Source organism: Desulfoplanes sp. (assembly GCF_054921335.1).
In genome coordinates this window covers 1-17,831 of record NZ_JBUDSQ010000057.1, presented here as the reverse complement: position 1 = coordinate 17,831, position 17,831 = coordinate 1, and the positions used below count along the sequence as shown (strand labels likewise).

General features: G+C 56.4%; 21 protein-coding genes. 10 read left to right on the top strand and 11 right to left on the bottom strand.

Going from position 1 to position 17,831, the window contains the following annotated elements; all coding sequences use genetic code 11:
• Positions 1-116 precede the first annotated feature (116 nt).
• Together ACY692_RS11230 and ACY692_RS11225 are read left to right on the top strand one after the other, a co-directional pair.
• Positions 117-665, top strand: a complete 549-nt coding sequence (locus tag ACY692_RS11230; RefSeq protein WP_462325454.1) for a DUF3343 domain-containing protein — start codon at positions 117-119, stop codon at positions 663-665.
• The gene (locus ACY692_RS11225; RefSeq protein ID WP_462325453.1) at positions 653-1,498 is read left to right on the top strand and encodes an NAD(P)H-hydrate dehydratase; all 846 of its coding nucleotides are present in this window, start codon (positions 653-655) and stop codon (positions 1,496-1,498) included. The genes ACY692_RS11230 and ACY692_RS11225 overlap by 13 nt, the downstream gene beginning before the upstream one ends.
• Before the next feature lie 49 nt (positions 1,499-1,547).
• Here ACY692_RS11225 and ACY692_RS11220 read toward each other — a convergent pair whose 3' ends face one another.
• Positions 1,548-1,886 (bottom strand): ArsR/SmtB family transcription factor, encoded by a 339-nt coding sequence (locus ACY692_RS11220; protein WP_462325452.1) that lies wholly within the window; start codon positions 1,884-1,886, stop codon positions 1,548-1,550.
• Positions 1,883-2,866, bottom strand: a complete 984-nt coding sequence (locus ACY692_RS11215; protein ID WP_462325451.1) for an HD-GYP domain-containing protein — start codon at positions 2,864-2,866, stop codon at positions 1,883-1,885. The genes ACY692_RS11220 and ACY692_RS11215 overlap by 4 nt, the downstream gene beginning before the upstream one ends.
• 498 nt (positions 2,867-3,364) lie before the next feature.
• Between ACY692_RS11215 and zupT the strand changes: the two genes are divergently transcribed.
• A complete protein-coding gene (gene zupT / locus ACY692_RS11210; RefSeq protein WP_462325450.1) occupies positions 3,365-4,261 on the top strand; it encodes a zinc transporter ZupT in 897 nt (298 codons plus the stop codon).
• Positions 4,262-4,538: 277 nt separating this feature from the next.
• Here zupT and ACY692_RS11205 read toward each other — a convergent pair whose 3' ends face one another.
• From ACY692_RS11205 to ACY692_RS11175, 7 genes are all read right to left on the bottom strand, one after another.
• The gene (locus ACY692_RS11205; protein ID WP_462325449.1) at positions 4,539-5,714 is read right to left on the bottom strand and encodes an MFS transporter; all 1,176 of its coding nucleotides are present in this window, start codon (positions 5,712-5,714) and stop codon (positions 4,539-4,541) included.
• Between the two features lie 60 nt (positions 5,715-5,774).
• Entirely contained in the window at positions 5,775-7,142 is a 1,368-nt protein-coding gene (locus tag ACY692_RS11200) for an L-serine ammonia-lyase (protein ID WP_462325455.1), read from the bottom strand.
• 43 nt (positions 7,143-7,185) lie between these two features.
• Entirely contained in the window at positions 7,186-7,386 is a 201-nt protein-coding gene (locus ACY692_RS11195) for a SlyX family protein (RefSeq protein WP_462325448.1), read from the bottom strand.
• A 303-nt stretch (positions 7,387-7,689) separates the two neighbouring features.
• The gene (locus ACY692_RS11190) at positions 7,690-7,803 is read right to left on the bottom strand and encodes a dual CXXC motif small (seleno)protein (RefSeq protein WP_462325447.1); all 114 of its coding nucleotides are present in this window, start codon (positions 7,801-7,803) and stop codon (positions 7,690-7,692) included.
• 6 nt (positions 7,804-7,809) lie between these two features.
• Positions 7,810-7,950 (bottom strand): hypothetical protein, encoded by a 141-nt coding sequence (locus ACY692_RS11185; protein WP_462325446.1) that lies wholly within the window; start codon positions 7,948-7,950, stop codon positions 7,810-7,812.
• An 11-nt stretch (positions 7,951-7,961) separates the two neighbouring features.
• Positions 7,962-9,143: a formate-dependent phosphoribosylglycinamide formyltransferase gene (gene purT / locus ACY692_RS11180; RefSeq protein WP_462325445.1), complete on the bottom strand. Its 1,182-nt coding sequence runs from the start codon at positions 9,141-9,143 to the stop codon at positions 7,962-7,964.
• Between the two features lie 10 nt (positions 9,144-9,153).
• On the bottom strand, positions 9,154-9,516 hold the full coding sequence (locus ACY692_RS11175) for a DUF190 domain-containing protein (protein ID WP_462325444.1): 363 nt from the start codon (positions 9,514-9,516) through the stop codon (positions 9,154-9,156).
• Positions 9,517-9,826: 310 nt separating this feature from the next.
• On the opposite strand from ACY692_RS11175, the gene ACY692_RS11170 reads away from it, so the two are divergent.
• The 7 genes from ACY692_RS11170 (at position 9,827) to ACY692_RS11140 (ending at position 14,531) form a co-directional block, all read left to right on the top strand.
• Entirely contained in the window at positions 9,827-10,261 is a 435-nt protein-coding gene (locus tag ACY692_RS11170) for a NifB/NifX family molybdenum-iron cluster-binding protein (protein ID WP_462325443.1), read from the top strand.
• Between the two features lie 3 nt (positions 10,262-10,264).
• Positions 10,265-10,624: a NifB/NifX family molybdenum-iron cluster-binding protein gene (locus ACY692_RS11165; RefSeq protein WP_462325442.1), complete on the top strand. Its 360-nt coding sequence runs from the start codon at positions 10,265-10,267 to the stop codon at positions 10,622-10,624.
• Positions 10,625-10,788: 164 nt separating this feature from the next.
• A complete protein-coding gene (locus ACY692_RS11160) occupies positions 10,789-11,073 on the top strand; it encodes a DUF5320 domain-containing protein (RefSeq protein ID WP_462325441.1) in 285 nt (94 codons plus the stop codon).
• A gap of 177 nt (positions 11,074-11,250) precedes the next feature.
• Complete coding sequence (locus ACY692_RS11155) at positions 11,251-11,454, top strand: hypothetical protein (protein ID WP_462325440.1); 204 nt, start codon at positions 11,251-11,253, stop codon at positions 11,452-11,454.
• Between the two features lie 8 nt (positions 11,455-11,462).
• Positions 11,463-12,329, top strand: a complete 867-nt coding sequence (locus tag ACY692_RS11150; RefSeq protein WP_462325439.1) for a nucleotide-binding protein — start codon at positions 11,463-11,465, stop codon at positions 12,327-12,329.
• Positions 12,326-13,198, top strand: coding sequence for an ATP-binding protein (locus ACY692_RS11145; protein ID WP_462325438.1), 873 nt, complete (start codon positions 12,326-12,328; stop codon positions 13,196-13,198). The genes ACY692_RS11150 and ACY692_RS11145 overlap by 4 nt, the downstream gene beginning before the upstream one ends.
• Positions 13,199-13,274: 76 nt before the next feature.
• Positions 13,275-14,531 (top strand): iron-sulfur cluster carrier protein MrpORP, encoded by a 1,257-nt coding sequence (locus ACY692_RS11140; protein ID WP_462325437.1) that lies wholly within the window; start codon positions 13,275-13,277, stop codon positions 14,529-14,531.
• Between the two features lie 303 nt (positions 14,532-14,834).
• Here the strand turns inward: ACY692_RS11140 and ACY692_RS11135 are convergent, their stop codons facing one another.
• Together ACY692_RS11135 and uvrC are read right to left on the bottom strand one after the other, a co-directional pair.
• The gene (locus ACY692_RS11135) at positions 14,835-15,335 is read right to left on the bottom strand and encodes a NifB/NifX family molybdenum-iron cluster-binding protein (protein ID WP_462325436.1); all 501 of its coding nucleotides are present in this window, start codon (positions 15,333-15,335) and stop codon (positions 14,835-14,837) included.
• A 300-nt stretch (positions 15,336-15,635) separates the two neighbouring features.
• Positions 15,636-17,459 carry an excinuclease ABC subunit UvrC gene (gene uvrC, locus ACY692_RS11130; protein ID WP_462325435.1) on the bottom strand — a complete coding sequence of 608 codons (1,824 nt, stop codon included), beginning with the start codon at positions 17,457-17,459 and terminating at the stop codon, positions 15,636-15,638.
• Between the last annotated feature and the right edge of the window lie 372 nt (positions 17,460-17,831).

Here is a 17,831-nt window from a genome sequence, read left to right as displayed (position 1 = left end):
CCATATCCGCCCTTATGGATTCCATATCCGCCCTTATGGATTCCATATCCGCCCCTACGGAATAGATGACAGAGAACAGACGAATGAAACCACCCACACGGCACGTTGGAGCCACCATGTTCTTCAAAAAGTTGTTCCGCAAAAAACAATCCCCCGGCCCAGAATCCAAATGGGACAGGGGGATCATGATTTTCGACCACACCTCCGATGTCATTCAGGCCGAAAAACACATCAAAGAGGCCGGATGGCAAATCAGGGTCATGGGGCCGCCTCCGGAGATCCAGAAGGGATGCGATCTGGTCATTGAATTCCCCCTCATCGAACAGATGAACATCCTGCGTCTTCTGGAGGCCGAAAATGTCGCACCCACCGATGTCGTTCCGGTAACCAGCCCCCTGCTCACCCCGGTTGATCTCTTCCACTCCAAGGATTTCGGCGACTATCTCATGGTCCGGGCCGCCAACATGAAGATGACCATACACAAAAAAAATCTGACCATCGTCAATATTTCCGGCGGCGGATGCCCTGACGTTCCCTATCTGGCTGAACGGCTCACCGGTCAGAAGCTCGATGAGGCCATTGCTCCCCGCGAAACCGGGCACACCCTGTGCGGCTATGCCCTCCAACTCGCCTATGAGGAGCTCTCACGCCAATGCTTGTCATAATCGGAACCGTCCCCGATCCCGGCTTTCCCATTGTTTGCGGCCCTGCAGAACGAAAAGATGACCAGATCATCGTGGACGGGCACCATTTTCCCATCAGCCGGGGAACCCCCGCCCTGATCGGAGCCGCCGTGCAAACCGCCCTCGCTCTCGGACACCCCATGCCCCATGCCTTTCTGGTGGGCGACGAAGGGCTCGGTCACGGGAGCAGGAAACTCTATGCCCATCTTGCCGAACACATCCACGAGACCGGCCCGACCACCCTGGTCTTCCACTACCTCCAGCCCGACGTGGACTGGCACAACCGGGTCCTCATGGCCATTGACGAACGCTGCACCCCCCGGCCCAAACTCATCGCAGACGCGGGTTTTATGTACGCGGCCAAGATGAGCGGATTTGCCCCGTCCTACGATCTGTTTACCCCGGACATGGGCGAACTCGCCTTTCTGGCCGACGAAACAGCGCCCCACCCCTTCTACACCCGGGGATTCATCCTGCACAACAATTCCGACCCCCAGAATCTCATCAAACGGGCCTACGGACACGACAACGCTGCCGGCCACCTTCTGGTCAAGGGGAGTACGGACATGTTCGCCACGGCCCAGGGAATCCATTGGCAGGTGGACACCCCCTCGGCCGAGGCCATGGAGGCCATGGGGGGGACCGGCGATACCCTGACCGGCATCTGCGCGGCACTGATCGAGGCGGGACTCTCCATGGACCAAGCGTCTAAACAAGCAGCCATGACCAACCGCCGGGCCGGGCAGTTATGTCGGCCCACCCCGGCCACTCAGGTGCTGGAGATTATCGAAACGATACCACAGGCATTGGATTAGATGGAAAAACGGGAGGATGGGCAGAAAATCTCTCGGCACCAAGAAAATTTCAGTCAGCAGCGGATGGATGATCTTTTGGCCGGATTTCATGATCGAAACGGTTGTCGAGGAAATTCTCCACACATTGCATAAAGGTCCCCAGACACTGCAGCCGCAGTTCATAGATAACCTGGGTCCTATTCCGGTGGGTTCTGACAATCCCCAACTTGCGCAGAATACGAAGGTGCTTTGATACGGTCGAAATATCCGATCCAACCAACCGTTGCAACTCGCACACACACCTATTCCCCCGGGACAATTCCTCGACCATGAGCAATCTGGCCGGATGCCCCAGGGCCTTGAATATCTCGGCCTTGGGTTTGATGGATTGGTTCTCGATTTCTTTCATTCCTTTTCCTTCACATTTTCAGGATGCTTGTCCGTCATCCCCTGCCCCTCACCGCTGCACAACAATTGGATGGCCTTGAAATCGTCAAAATGGGCGATAAACAGATCAATCAGGTTGGGATCAAAATGGGACCCACGTCCCGCCTGCATGATCTCCAGGGCCTCGGTATTGGAATAGGCCCTTTTGTAGGGACGCTCGGAGGTCAGGGCATCGAAAACGTCACTCACGGCACAGATCCGTCCCATGAGGGGGATCCGTTCGCCGGAGAGTCCCTGGGGATATCCGGACCCGTCCCATCTTTCGTGGTGGGTCAGGGCGATCAGATGGCCGGCATTGAGATGGTCCGAGGAAGAGGCGCTCAATATCTCGGCCCCGTAGATCGTATGCCGTTTCATCTCCTCCCACTCCTTCTCGTCGAGTCTGCCCGGTTTGGTGAGGATGGAATCCGGAATACCGATCTTACCGATGTCGTGCAACGGGCTGGCCTGTCGAAGAAGGTCGATCTTTTCCTCGGAAAATCCGCACAACCTCCCGAGCAAACCGGCATATTCGGCCATACGGATGATATGGTTGCCGGTCTCCTTGTCCTTGAATTCCGCCGCCGAGGCCAGGCGGTGGATAACCTCCAGATGGGCGTCGATGGTCGATTTCTGCAGCGACTTCAGGTTTTCCATAGCGATATTCAGGGCCTTTGTCCTGACATCGACAAGCTCTTCGAGCTGGTTCCTATAGGACTCCAGCTCGTTTTGGACACGCTGGATATTGGTCACATTCCTGGCGATGGACAGGACCTGTGAGTCACTGATCCGGACGATCTTGGCCGAGAAATGCTGGGTGACCCCTTCTATGTCAAGACAATACTCATAGCGGACCGTCGATCCACTTGCAATCGCCCTTGCGATCACCTTGAGGAGGGGTCCGACCATGTCCGGGGGAAGGAACGTGGCGATATTTTGTCCAACAATCCGGTCCCTGGACACGACTAATTCCTCTTCCGGCCCCCAGCACCCACAGCATCTGCCCTGAGCGTCCAATATAAACATCAGATCAGGAACGGCTCTGCCGATCGCCCGAGCATATTCCATTTTTTTCCGGGGAGAGAGGCGGGCAGGGCTTTCCTCCAATCCCTTTATGGGACAGGGGATTATGAGATTCCTTCGGAAGAGCAGCCTGTTCATAAAATCCGGTCCATTGCTTCCTGTATCAAAAAAAACGACACGCCAGTAACCAATACGGGGCGGAACATCGCTCAAAAAAAAATGTATGACAAGTAAAAAAAAATTTGTTCAGCAAAATAATCCCTGTACGGGTCGACAAAAAAATCCATTGCCGGGCCGCTCGTAACCTGTTTACAGCAAGGACCTTGCACCGACGCTGACACAGATTTTCGTAAAAAACACCCTCCAAGACCCTGGTTTATGGTTTGGTGTCCCCCCAACCATTCCTCACCCCCACCCCCCTGTCAGGAGGATAGCACCATGGATGCAGTGTGGACCGCATTCGGACTCACCCTCTTCGCCGGCCTGGCCACCGGTATCGGCAGTGCCATAGCCTTTACAGCCAAACGGACCAATTACCGATTCCTCTCCGTGGCCACGGGATTTTCTGCCGGGGTCATGCTCTATGTTTCCTTTGTCGAAATATTTGCCAAGGGCATCGATGCCCTGGTTCTGGCTTATGGGGAAACGTGGGGCCACTGGGCCAATGCCGGTTCCTTCTTTGCCGGTATCCTTCTCATCGGCTTGATCGACGCCCTTGTTCCCCAAGCAGAAAATCCCCACGAGGTCCATAGTGAGGCCGAAACGGCCCCGTTGCACGATCCCTCAGCTCCCTTGCCGGACTCCGAGACCATTGCCCGCCAGGATGGTAATGGTACCGGATCCGTGCCCCGTATGCACACAGGGCAAACCGGACTCATGCGCATGGGACTTTTCACGGCTCTGGCTATCGGTATCCATAACTTTCCCGAGGGATTGGCCACCTTCCTGGCCGCTCTGCAAGACCCGGCCCTGGGTGTGGCCATTGCCCTCGCCATTGCCCTGCACAATATCCCCGAAGGGATCAGTGTCTCCGTCCCCATTTTTTACGCCACCGGAAACAGAAAAAAGGCCTTTGCCTATTCCATGCTCAGCGGTCTGGCGGAGCCCATTGGGGCGGGCATCGCATATCTGGGATTGAGGCTTTTTGTGGAAGGGAGTGTCATACCGCCCCAGGTTATGGGATGCCTGTTCGCTGGGGTGGCCGGAATCATGGTCTATATAAGCCTGGACGAACTGTTGCCCACCAGCCGGGCCTACGGAAAGGGCCACGACAGTCTGCTCGGGTTGATTGCGGGCATGGCGGTCATGGCCCTGAGTCTGCTGCTCATGCGCTGATCCCTCTGGGGCATAGGGAAGGTTTGTGGAGGAGAGGCCGGTAGAACGATCGACAGCTCAGCCAAGCAGATTTTACCGCACAGCACTCCGGCCCATCGATCATTGGGGATAGTTCCGTCTCTCCGGAGGCTCCTGCAAAAAGTCGAAGACCGGGGTTCAAGCTCAAAAGCATCTTTTATAACAACCTGATTTTACCCAAAACTTTCAACTTCAACCTTACCCCTGCCTGCAAAAATCTCTTTTTTGCAGGCACATCTCTCCGGTTGGTTGGCAGTGCTCATTTTTTGTCGATCCGGAGCCGATAGAAAAAAGGCAGACACAGGACCATGGTCCCCCCCAACAGGGTAAAGGCATAGGAAAATCCGACATGATCGGCCACGTGGGCCAACCAGAGGGGCATTATCCCACTGCCGGCGATCCCCCCAATGGTCACACACAGGGAAACAGCCAGATCGTTCATCTTGTGGGGGGCGATGGTCGATAGGGCCGCGAAACCGGCCGGGAAAAAACAGACCACGAATACCGGCTGGATAAAGAGCATGGTCGTGACCCACCAGACCGGTCCCCAGCCAAGGGCGATGGTCGAGAGCCCCGCGCAGCCGACAAAGATGATCAATCCGGTTCTAACCCCCAGACGGTCCGTGAGCCATCCGGCACCGACAAGCATGACCAGGCCGAGCACCCGGCTCATGGAAAGAAGAATATTTGCGTCCTCCCGGGCAAAGGAAAAATCATTCACCAGATAGAGTGGGAGCAGATTGTACACCCCGATCTCCATGGAGATGGACAACCCGAATCCCACGGTCAAAATCCAGAAGGCGGGCTTTTTGACGATGCTCATGATGTTCCCAAGGCTTGGGGATTGCCCGGAAAATTTTCCTGCCCGCCCAAAGATACGGTATACACACCCCACCAGAAAACATACCCCGGCAAGAAGGAAAAAAACCGTCCTCCAGGTTCCGAAAAGAAACACCGTCTCGGCCACGAGGGGGGCAGCAAGAAAGGCCACGCTCGGAGCGGTTTCGTGCAGGGCAAAGGCCTTTGCCCAATGTTTTACCGGAACCACTTCGGTGATACTGGCCGCGCCCGAACCCAGATAGAGCCCCCCGCCTATCCCGATGAGAAAAAGTCCCGCCAGCATCCAGGCAAAACAGGTAGACAGCCCGGTCATGCCCAGGGCCGTCCCAAGAATGAGCAGCGAGAGCACCACCGTCTTGTGGTGGGTCAACCGTGAAGAGACGAACCCCGAACAGAAAAGGGCCACGCTATACCCTGCAGATGTGGCCAGAAACAACCACCCCGCCTGGGAGATGGACAGGGAAAAAGTCCGCTGGACCGGGACGATCAGCGGACTGAGAATGATCCTGGAAAAAAAATTGATCCAGAAGATACCGGTCAAGGCGAACAGGGGAAAGAGGATGCGCCCCTTTCCCCTACAATGTGGTGCGTTCAAGATAGTGCCCGTTGGTTGTGATGGTTATGGGATGGGGGCTCCCGTCTCCGATTAACGCTCCTAACACTCCACCACGCTCAAAGCCAAGCCGCCCATGGATGTTTCCTTGTATTTTTTGGACATGTCCCGACCTGTTTCGGCCATGGCCCGAATGACCTGATCCAAATCAACCTTGTGGTTGCCCGGGATCTCGGCCGAGGCGATCAGAAAGGCGGTATAGGCCTTGAGCGCCCCCATGGCATTGCGCTCGATACACGGGATCTGCACATAGCCGAGCACAGGATCGCAGGTCAGCCCGAGATGGTGTTCCAAAGCGATTTCTGCGGCGTTTTCCGTCACCTGAAAACGGTATCCCTGGGCATAGGCCAGGCAGGAAGCGGCCATGGCCGAGGCCACTCCGATCTCTCCCTGGCAGCCGACGTCCGCTCCGGCGATGGAGGCGTTGTTCTTGGCCAGGAATCCAACCGCGGCCGCGGCCATGAGTCCCTCGTGCAGGGCATGGGTGGAAATATTTCTGTGGTTCTTGAGAATATAGATGGCCGCGGGCACGACCCCGCAGGAACCGGCCGTGGGTGCGGTGACGATCCTGTGACCGGCCGCGTTCTCCTCGGAAGCCCCAAAGGCATAGGCGCTCAAAACAACCATGAGATGATCCGTCGAGTGGGTCATCTTACAGGCCCGTTTGTACAGAACCGGGGCCTTGCGGTGCAATCCAATGGGACCGGGAAGGATCCCCTCCGAGCCGATCCCCGTATCCACGGCCTCTTCCATGGTCGTGACGATGTGGTCGAGCCCGGCCATGATCTCCTCTCCAGAGGCGCCGGTAATGGCCTTTTCATTGGCCAGGATGACCTCATGGAGGCGGAGATGTTCCGAGCGGAGGATCTTCTTGAGCTCCTCCATGGTCGAATAGGGATACACCGGCCCGCCCCGCTCTTCCTCGATCTGTCCCTGCCATTGGATAAATCCGCCCCCGATGGAATAATATTCCCTTGCAAACAAGACGGATCCGTCCTTGCCAAGCAAGCGGATAATCAAGGTATTACTAAAGGCGAAATCCCTTTCAAAGGCATCAAAGACGATATCCTTCCAGGTGAGGACGAGAGTGTTCTCCCCGAGAACGACCCGGTATCCATCGGTGGCTTCCCTGCTCAACCCGTCCATGAATTCCGAGGAACAGGTCTTGGGATTCTGTCCCAGAAGGCCGGCCAGTACCGCCCGATCGGTGCCGTGCCCCCGCCCCGTGGCACTCAGACTCCCGTAAAGGCGCACTTCGATGGATCCCGCCCCGGAAAGGATATCTGCAGACAGCTTGCGGACAGTGGAGATAAAATCGAACCCGGCCTTCATGGGCCCGATGGTATGCGAACTCGAGGGACCAGGACCGATTTTGAAAAGTTCAAAAATGGATGTTGTGATGGGTTCCATGGACACACCGTTGGGAAGGTTATGGGTGACAAGATCCCCCTGTTCAATAATGGGGGGGCGGTGGTTCGGGCCCATTGCTCTGTTCCACGACACGCACATCCCGCAATTTTTCGGCCAAAAAACGTATCTGGCGTTCCATCTCGTCAATCTGGCACTGCTGGGCAATCAGGGCCTGGTTGAGTTTCTCTATGGTCCTGTCCTGATAGGCCAGCTGGGTCTGGAGCTGTTCGAGCTGTTCGTCCAAAACCTCCTCCTCGCGTGAACGGTTTTTCAGCATATCCCGGTAGATGCCGCGTTGTTTGTTGTCTCAGGCCTCCGGGCTCGACAAAACGGGCACTCCGGATTGCCCGCTACATATCTTATGCGGATCGTTGTTGTGGTAATTTTAACCGGAGGTTATTGACGGTTTTCGGAAACGGACGGAATTGTTCATACCCACGGTGATCATTACGTGTCCATGGAGCAAATAACAATGGACAAAAAGGGGATTCCCTCTTTGCCCATGCAATGTAGACGGCTACCCGACAACGGTCCGGAGTCGCATCGGTTACAACCTGTCACACGGCACATCACCGAGATAATCTTCCATATCGTCCCCGATCATCCGTCCAAACTGGTCCAATTGGTACTGGGCACCGCACGCCGTGCAATGCAAAAACACACGCCGTCATTCCCTGACGGTCTTGAGCGGCCCATAGCAGCGCAGACAGAATAAACGGGGATGAACCCCGGTTCGAATACCCTTTGCGGAACTCTTCCAGGCGTCCCGGGAAAATGCGGAGCACGGCCCCATATATTCATTGGTCATATTCGTTGTTCCTACAATAGAGTGGTTACGGCCTTGGAAACACGCTGGGCCTTTGCCCGGGCATCCTCTACGGATGCGTCACGGGCAAGGGCCACACCCATTCGCCGGTGTCCCTTGACCTCCGGTTTCCCAAAAAGACGGATTTGGGTATCTGCTTCCTCCAAGGCCTTGTCCAGGTCCCCATAGGTGGTGGCGTCCGAGGTTCCATGGACGAGGATGACGTTCGAGGCCGACGGTCCATGGAAGGCGATCGTGGGAACGGGCAGACCGAGTATGGCCCGTGCATGCAGGGCGAACTCCGAGAGATCCTGAGAAATCATGGTCACCATACCGGTGTCGTGGGGCCGGGGCGAGACCTCGCTGAAAAAGACCTCGTCCCCCTGTATGAACAGTTCCACCCCGAAAATACCGTAGCCCCCCAGAGCGGTGGTCACGGCCTCGGCGATCCGTTCGGCCTCTTTTTGCGCCCGGCGTGACATGGGTTGGGGCTGCCAGGACTCTTGGTAGTCCCCATTTTCCTGTCTATGGCCAATGGGCCGACAAAAGGAGGTCCCTCCGGCATGGCGGACAGTGAGCAGGGTGATTTCGTAATCAAAATCAACGAACCCTTCGACAATGACCTTCCCCGCCCCGGTCCGCCCCTCGCTCTGGGACAGTTCCCAGGCAGCGTCTATTTGGTTCCCGCTCCGTATGGCCGATTGGCCGTGTCCGGAGGAACTCATGATCGGCTTGACAACGCAGGGAATGCCGACGTCTTCGACCGCCAGAAGAAACCCATCACGGGTGGCCGCGAACCGGTACGGGGAGGTCTTGATACCCAACTCCTCGGCAGCCAACCGCCTGATCCCTTCACGGTTCATGGTCAAACGTGTGGCCCGTGCAGTGGGGATGACCGTGAACCCCTCGTCTTCGAGTTCCTGCAGGGTGTCCGTAGCAATGGCCTCTATCTCGGGCACAATGTAGTCAGGCCTTTCCCGCTCGACAATTTCCCTCAGTCGTTTTCCATCGAGCATGGACAGGGTATACGAACGATGGGCCACCTGCATGGCCGGGCCATTTTCGTAACGGTCGGCGGCAATGACCTCGACGCCGAGCCGCTGTAGTTCGATGACCACTTCCTTGCCCAACTCTCCGGAACCAAGCAGAAGGACCTTAGTGGCCGTGGACGACAACGGGGTTCCAATAGTAATCATGATCCACTCGTTATATTATTGTGGTTGCTGGTTGATCATTCAGGGACCTGTGGCGGTAGACAACCACCTCCACGGGTTCACGGGTTATCAATCCCTCGGCGATCACGGACTCGATAGCCTCCAAAAACGGACCGATATATTCGCTGTTGGCGACCATCTCCACGACCAGGGGCATGTTCTCCGAGATCCGCAGAATCCTGTTCGTCCGGACACCGCGGACACCGAATCCGGCAACGGCCCGTGTTACCGTTGCGCCGGGCATATCCATGTCCCGGGCAATCTTCAAAAGCCGTTCGTACACCGGTGTCCCCCGGTGCATGTCGTTTTCTCCGACATAAATTTTGATCCTCTCGGCAGGGTGTCGCAAGGGCATGGATATTCCTCCTCGACCAGACGGTCCCTATGGTCGCACTCAGGATACAACATTGTTCGGTTCTACAGACGCTGGGTTGTCTATCCTATTTCCCGGGGGTTAGCTACCCCGATTGTTGCCGCACAAACGGGCTAATTTTAAGCCATATCCCTTCTCGAGAGGGATTGTTTTTCGCCCGACAAAATTTCTCTAAAAAGTAAATATCTAAAATATTTGAATATACAAACCTGGCACCTTTGATGCTAAAGTCAGGGATAAATGTACGACGTTTAGTGCCACATCTCTTCAACCATCAAATCCGGATCCTCCCATGCGTCTTTGTTTGGCCTGTTATGGAACCCGCTTGGCAGTCGTTTTCGACAACGCCTCTGAATTCCGTCTCTATGATGTTGAAGATGAACATATTTGCCCCGCAGGACACATTTCCCTCCCGTTTGGCGACCTCCCTTCCAAGGTCTCTTCTATCGTGTCCTGCGGGGTGAATACCCTCATTTGCGGGGGTATTTCCGGCTGCACCCTGCGCCTGATCACCAGTACCGATGTCGAGGTCATTCCCTGGATCTGCGGACAAATCGATACGGTCCTCACCGCCTGGCAGAACAATGACCTCGAAGAACTGGCCATGCCCGGATGCAAGGGACAATGCCGTGGAGGCCGGGGACAGGGCCGTGGCCGCAGGTTCGGCCACGCGCGGCAGCACAATCTTCCACGGACGAACAAACACTCCAATCTCAAACAAGGATGAAGAATGAAAATCGCTATCAGTTCCCAGGGAGATACCCTGGACAGCAGGATTGATCCCAGATTTGGCCGCGCCAAGGGATTTCTGGTCTATGATCTGGAGACAGAAACATCGGAATACGTTTCCAACGACCAAAATCTGAACATTCCCCAGGGCGCGGGGATCCAGACGGCCCAGAACGTGGCCAAGACCGGGGCCCAGGCCGTCATCACCGGCAACATCGGCCCCAAGGCCTTTTCCGCCCTCAAGCAGGGAAATATCACCATGTATCTTTTCACCGACGGGACCGTTTCCGAGGCTGTCGAGGCATACACGTCCGGAAAACTCGCCCCAACGGCAGACGCCAATAAACCGGGACATTGGTAGCCCCGCTCACCGGAATCTGCCGACGATGCATATAAAGGGTTCCACCCTTAGATTTTTTTTGGCAACGATCTTTTTCCTGGTCCCCTTACGGTGTCATCGCACTCGATGCTCCACTTGTGAGGCCACCAGGGGAACGACCACAACGCAACAAGGAGGAATGGATCATGCCAGGATTTGACGGAACAGGACCACGAGGACAGGGCTCCATGACCGGCGGCGGTTTTGGCCGCTGTCCGGGTGCGGGGTACGGCATGCGCCCACGCTTTGGCCGGGGCGGAGGCTTCGGACGCGGCTGGGGCATGGGACAGGGACGGTTTGCCTGGGGTGGCTATGGCGCTCCCATGCAGCCCATGGACGCAACAACGAACGGGGCCGCCATTGATGACCGGATCGCGGCGTTGTCCCAGGAACTCGAACAACTCAAGAAACAGCGGGAAAATCTTGACTGATTCCCCACAGGTCTTATTTGCCATCTGTCATAGATATTGCGCCGGCAAAAGCATGGAACAGGCCGTGTGCAGGCCGCACGGCCTGTTTTTTTGTGTTCCGGCTGCCACATACAGGACAGCTCTCTTCTCCACCAACCATTATCATCTTTCTGATCCTCCCCTTGAGGAACCCCCATCATGAACGAGTCAGCCACCCAGTATCCTTCCAACGAAGAACCAAGAGCCATCAAAAGGCCCCCCGAGTTCAATCCCAAGACCTACGAACCCGGCTCCCTGTGCTTTTGCAGACAATGCCAAACATCGTCTCCCCACCAGAAGGGAAAGCCCTGTGAAGCCATCACATGCCCCCATTGCGGGGCCCCCATGACCCGAAAATTCTAGGAGTCAGCATGAAAATCGCCATTGCCAGCGGCAAGGGCGGAACGGGTAAGACAACCATTTCCGTCAATCTTGCCGCTTTGTTACGAGATATGGGTCAAAAGGTGACCCTGGTCGATTGCGATGTCGAGGAACCCAATTCCCATTTTTTCCTTGCCACCAAGTGGCAGGACGAAAAAACCGAATACGTTCCCGTTCCCAAAATCGACGATGAAAAATGTATCGGAGAATCCTGCCAAAAATGCGCCACGGCCTGTAAATTCAAGGCCATGATCTGGATGGTCAATTCGATCATGGTCTTTCCGGAACTCTGTCACAGCTGCGGACTGTGCAACCTGGTCTGCCCGGCCGACGCCATCTCCGACACGGTCCGGGAGGTGGGTACATTGCGCCACGGCCAGGGACGGGGAATCGACTTCTACGGCGGACTGCTACGCATCGGAGAGGCCATGGCCCCGCCACTCATCAGCCGTGTCAAGGAAGATGCCTCGTATGAGGACATCCAGCTCCTCGACTGCCCCCCGGGAACCTCCTGCCCGGTCATCGAATCCCTGCAGGGGGCCGATTTCGTCATTCTGGTCACTGAGCCCACCCCATTCGGACTCAATGATCTACGCCTTGCCGTGGGACTCATGCGCAAACTCGGCTATCCCTTTGGAGTGGCCATCAATAGGGCCGGCATGGGGAACGACTGTGTGGAAAAATATCTCGGAGAGGAATCCATTCCGGTCCTCGCCTCCATTCCCCATACCCAGGAAGCCGCGACCGCCTATTCGAACGGTGAGTTGCTCATCGATGCCTTTGCAAACTTCCGCGGATGCTATGAAGGACTCTGGGACAATGTCACCCGGCTCATGAAGGAGGGAGAACAGTCATGAAAGAAATCGTCGTCATAAGCGGCAAAGGGGGAACGGGTAAAACCAGCGCGGTCTCCGCCCTTGCCAGCTGCGGACCCCAAAAAGTGCTTGCGGACTGCGATGTGGATGCGGCCGACCTCCATCTCATACTCGATCCGGACATAGAAAAAACCCACGAGTTCTGGAGCGGCGAACTGGCACAGATTGATCCGGACACCTGCATAGGGTGCGGGATCTGTCAGGAACATTGTCGGTTCCACGCCATTTCCGACGATTTTCAGGTCATGCAGGAACATTGCGAGGGATGTGGGGTGTGCGAACATGTCTGCCCGGAAGGAGCCGCCCGGATGTACCCCCGGCTCTGCGGGGAATGGTACCAGTCAAACACACGCCATGGGAGCATGGTCCACGCGGAACTCGGTATCGGCGAGGAAAACTCCGGCAAACTCGTTGCCCTTGTAAGAACCCAGGCCCATGACAAGGCGGTAGAGCTCGGCATCGACACCGTCCTCGTGGACGGTTCTCCCGGGATCGGCTGTCCGGTCATCGCATCACTCAGCAATGCAGGGCTTGCGGTCATTGTCGCAGAACCCACGGTTTCCGCCGTCCATGACATGGAGCGGGTCCATCAGCTGACCACCCATTTCAAAATTCCGGCCATGGTCCTGGTGAACAAGGCAGACATCAACCCCGGGCTGGTGGACAAAATGAAAGCATATTGCCAGAGCAAAAAGATTCCACTACTAGGCACCTTGCCCTACGACGCCAGATTCACCGAGGCACAGGTCCTGGGCAAGAGCATAGTCGAATACGATCCCGACGGGATCGGCAGTCTCTTCCCCCCCATGTGGGAAACCATTCTGGAACATGCCAAAACGACCAGCGATTGAGGTATCCGCCGTGTTGGAAGAAACGGCCTGTCGATATCTAGCACATCAACCATAGTTGTCTTTACGGGAGGCACCAATGTCTGAACAATGTTCATCCTGCGCCAGCGGAAGCTGTGAAAATTGCGGGAACAAGGACGAAAAACTGCAAAAAGCGCTCAGCCGAATACAACATAAACTCGTGGTTCTCTCGGGTAAGGGAGGCGTGGGCAAGAGCACCGTGGCCACAAATATTGCCGTGGCCCTGTCTTTGGCCGGCAAACGGGTCGGCCTTCTCGACGTGGACGTCCATGGCCCGAGTGTCCCCCGCCTGCTGAGCCTCAAGGGCGAAAAGCCCCATATCGAAAAGGATTACATGGAGCCGGTCCAATGGAGCCCCAACCTCTGGGTCATGTCCCTCGGCTTCATGATCCCCAGTGAAAAGGACGCGGTCATCTGGCGTGGTCCGATCAAGATGAGTCTGATCAAACAGTTCATCGAGGACGTTGCCTGGGGCGACCTGGATTTTCTGGTCGTGGACTGCCCTCCGGGAACCGGTGACGAGCCCATGTCCGCCATGCAGCTCCTGGGACAGGACGCCCAGGCCGTCATCGTGACCACCCCCCAGGGTGTGGCTGTCGACGATGTCCGCCGTTCCGTGACATTCTGTCACCAGCTGGGCAATCCGATCCTCGGCATGGTCGAGAATATGGGCGGTTTTGTCTGCCCCAAATGCGGCGAAGTCGTGGACATCTTCCCTGCCGGCGGTGGTAAAGATCTGGCCCAAGAGATGGACGTCAATTTCCTCGGGAGCATCCCTATCGATCCCGAAGTCGTACGTGCCGGTGACGAGGGATTCGCCTACATCAAAATCCACCATGAAAGCGAAGCCGCAAAGGCCATGGGACGCATCGTCAAACCCATTCTGGCCATGGCCGGCAGCCTTCAGGACGGCACTGAAAAACCGGAAACGGAACAACCCAAGGCCCCTGCCACATCCGAAGGAGAAGCATCTACCATGAAAATCGCCGTACCTGTCGCCAACGGTCTTCTGTGCATGCATTTTGGCCACTGCGAACAATTTGCCATGGTCAGCGTTGACGAAAATACCAAGACGGTTCTCGGGACCGAATTCCTCAATCCCCCGCCCCACGAGCCGGGGGTTCTGCCCAAGTGGGTCGCCGACCAGGGAGCCGATCTGGTCATCACCGGGGGCATGGGAGCCAGGGCCCAGAGTTTGTTCACCGATGCCGGGGTCAAGGTACTCGTCGGTGCCCAGGGTGGTTCTCCTGAAGAACTGGCCACGGCCTTCATGAACGGCATACTGAAGACGGGTCAGAATATCTGTGACCATTAGTTTGAGCTGGTCAGCTCGTTAGCTGGTGAGCTGACTGGCTGGTGAACCGATAAGCGAAGAGGCCTGAATCCGGGATGTTGTCCCGGATTCAGGCCTCTTTTTGTCGTGCGTATATCTTTTGTGCGAGTGACTTGCCCGCGGTCTGTGGTCTCACGTCATGCACAGCGCAGGCCGGAATCTTAAGCGACATGGAGACGGCAAAAAAGTCAGAGAAATGGCCCGATCCATAAAAATCCCGGATCACGCCGGGGATGACGTTTTCTTGTAAACTCTGACCTCAGAGCCCAGATCGCCCCCTCCACCCTATCGGTTCCTACCTCTGCCCTGACCACCGCCAGGCCCCATGCCTCCGGCGCCCCGGCCCATGCCGCAACGTCCGCCGCCCATCCCGCGGCCCATGCCCCGACCCATTCCCGAGCCCATGCCGCCGCCCTGGCCCATACCACGGCCTGTCTGCTGCATGTTCTGTCCCTGGTTGGGTGCCGGGGCCGTGCCGCTCGTGAATTCGTCTATAGCCTGTTGGACGGTGGGGGCCCCTGTGCTGACGATTCTGATATTTCCCTGCCCCAGTGCAGCCTGGGCCTTGGGTCCCACTTGGCCGGTGACCACGGCTTGGGCCCCGGCCTGGACGACCATCTGGGCGGTCTGGATCCCGGCACTCTGGGCGAGATCCATGTTCTGGTTGTCCAGCCACTGGTGGGTGTTGGTGTCCGTGTCATAGATGATAAATCCCTGGGCCCGGCCAAAACGGGGATCAATAGGGCTTGTCAAACTGTTCTGCTGTGCGCTGATAGCGATTTTCATGGTTCTAACCTCCTGGCCCGCGCCTTGGTCATTCTTACAAACCGTGCAGGCACTGTATGTGATAAGTGGAATCGAAATAAGCCTTGATAACTACCCTGCATACTATTAAGCAAAAATGATTCCTAGAAAAATATATATTTTTATTTCAAATATATATAAAACCCTGAGCTTCCCACCCACAGCAATAAGACGCAAAATTCGCCCACTATAGCCGCCCCGGCCCAAAGGGATGGCGCCCAAAGCCGGGGACGGAAAAAACGCAACCAATCGCTGTCCGCCCAACGAGAATATCCCAAGCATTCATCCCTCCCCGCCCCCCCCGGCGTTCAGATTTTTGAGAGCTTGAAAAATCATGACGGCCTTTTTCTTCCCAATTCCATTGATCGCCTGGAGAGTATCAACATCCGCACATTGCATGGCGTCCACAGAACCGAAACGCTCCCACAGGAGCCGGGCCAACTTGGGACCGATCCCGGGCATCGATTCCAGCGAAGAATCAAGAGTCCTCTTTTTTCTGGATCGGCGCTGCCTGGAGATAACAAACCGATGGGCGTTGTCCCGTATGGTCTGCAAATAAAGAAGTTCCGGACTCCCCGGCTTGAGGGGAAGGGGATTCTTGCGGCCCGGCAAAAAAATACGGTCTTCGAGCTCTCCCGCCCTGCGCGTTTCCCCCTTGGCGATGGAAGCGATGGGAAAAAGACCTTTTTTGCCGTGCTCTTCTAAAACACGTTCCAAGACCCGTAGCTGCCCTTTACCCCCGTCGACCAGCAAAAGATCGGGCCAGGGGGGACCGGCCCCAAGCCTTCGAGCGAGAAAACCGGCCAGCGCCCTGTAGTCATCTGCCGCCCCCTCGAGTTCGGGAAAACCGTAGATCCGATACCCGCTCTTTTTGGGAACACCGTGTTCAAAAACAACCATGCCGACCAGCATCCCCTGCCCCGCCAGATGGGAGCCATCGATGCATTCGATCCGTGAGGGTTCTTCTGGCAGGTGTAGGGGTTTGGCCAGCCCCAGGGTTTTCTTTTCCTTCTGTTTTCTGCGCAAAAATTCTTTGCCGTTAGCCCTGGCCATGGCCACGAGCCGCCGTTCGGCACCCCCCCATGCCTTGGAAACCCGTACCGAGCCCTCTCTAAAATCCGAGAGGGCTTCCTCCAACGCAGGGTCGTCAACGGCAAAGGGAACGACGACCCTTTCGGGAACAGACTTTTCCGGTCCGTAGAACTGGCCCAAGAAGGAAACCACCAGTGTTTCCCGGTCAGTCTCTTCCACCTTTATATTTTTCCAGTAAAACTGACTACCGTCCACGACCTTGCCGCCCCGGACAAAAACCACGGATATGGCCAGACCGTGCTCGCTCTCCACAAGAGCAAAGACATCGAGATTTCTGTGTGTCGGCAGCACCGCAGCCTGGGGTTCGACCGTCTTTTCGATAGCCCGGATCTGATCCCTCAATTGCGCGGCCCTCTCAAATGCCAGTGCGTCCGAGGCCTTGTGCATACTTGTGCGCAGACCGTTCAAGAGCTCCTTTGATTTGCCGGACAAAAAAAGCTCCACCTGCCTGACCATACCTCCGTATTCTTCCCTGGTAACCTCATGGACGCAGGGCCCGAGGCACCGGCCGATGTCGTACTGCAGACAGGGGCGTATCCGGTTTTTGAAAACATGGTCGTTACATTTCCGGAGCGCGAAGACCCGGTTGATCGCCTTGAGTGTCTGCCTTGCGGAAAGAGCCGAGGTGAATGGGCCAAAGTACACGGACCCGTCCCGGACCATTTTTCGAGTGATGGTCAAACGCGGGTAGTCGGACCGTTTGTCCAGTTTGAAGAGCAGGTATTGTTTATCATCCCGGAGAACAATATTATACCGGGGCCGGTGTTTCTTGATCAGGCTGGCCTCGAGCAGCAGGGCCTCCTTTTCCGTCTGCGTCTGCAAGGTCTCGATGGCTTCGACCCTGCCCATCTGGGCCTGGGTCTTCAATGGAAGCTGATCTTTAGGACGGAAGTAGGAGGCCACGCGTTTTTTGAGATTCTTTGCCTTCCCCACATAGATGATCCTCCCGGTGGCATCCTTCATCAGGTAGACACCGGGGGTCGATGGAAAACTATCAGGCTCGAAACAGATCACGCTTGCACCCCAAATACCGTTGCATACACCCCAAAAAAGAAAAACCGACCACCACTGAGCCGAGGGCCGGCATCCGGCCGGCCAATACCGACCCCATTCCACCGCACCCAAGAGATACCAAGCCGGACAAAAGAGTCCATAATCCCCCCGCACGGTTCGCTCAAGCCCCGCGTATCCGGAGTCGATACGGACACCCAGATAGCCCCCACGGCCACGCACGATCCGGGTGCACGTTGCCCCCGAACCTTTTCGTTGGCAATGCGCAGCCCTGACAAACGAGCACAAAAAAAGCCCCGATGTCCTTGATATGTAATCAATTTTGGACAAACCGGGACTTTTCAAGATAAGTCGATGGTGCCGGGGGCGGGAATC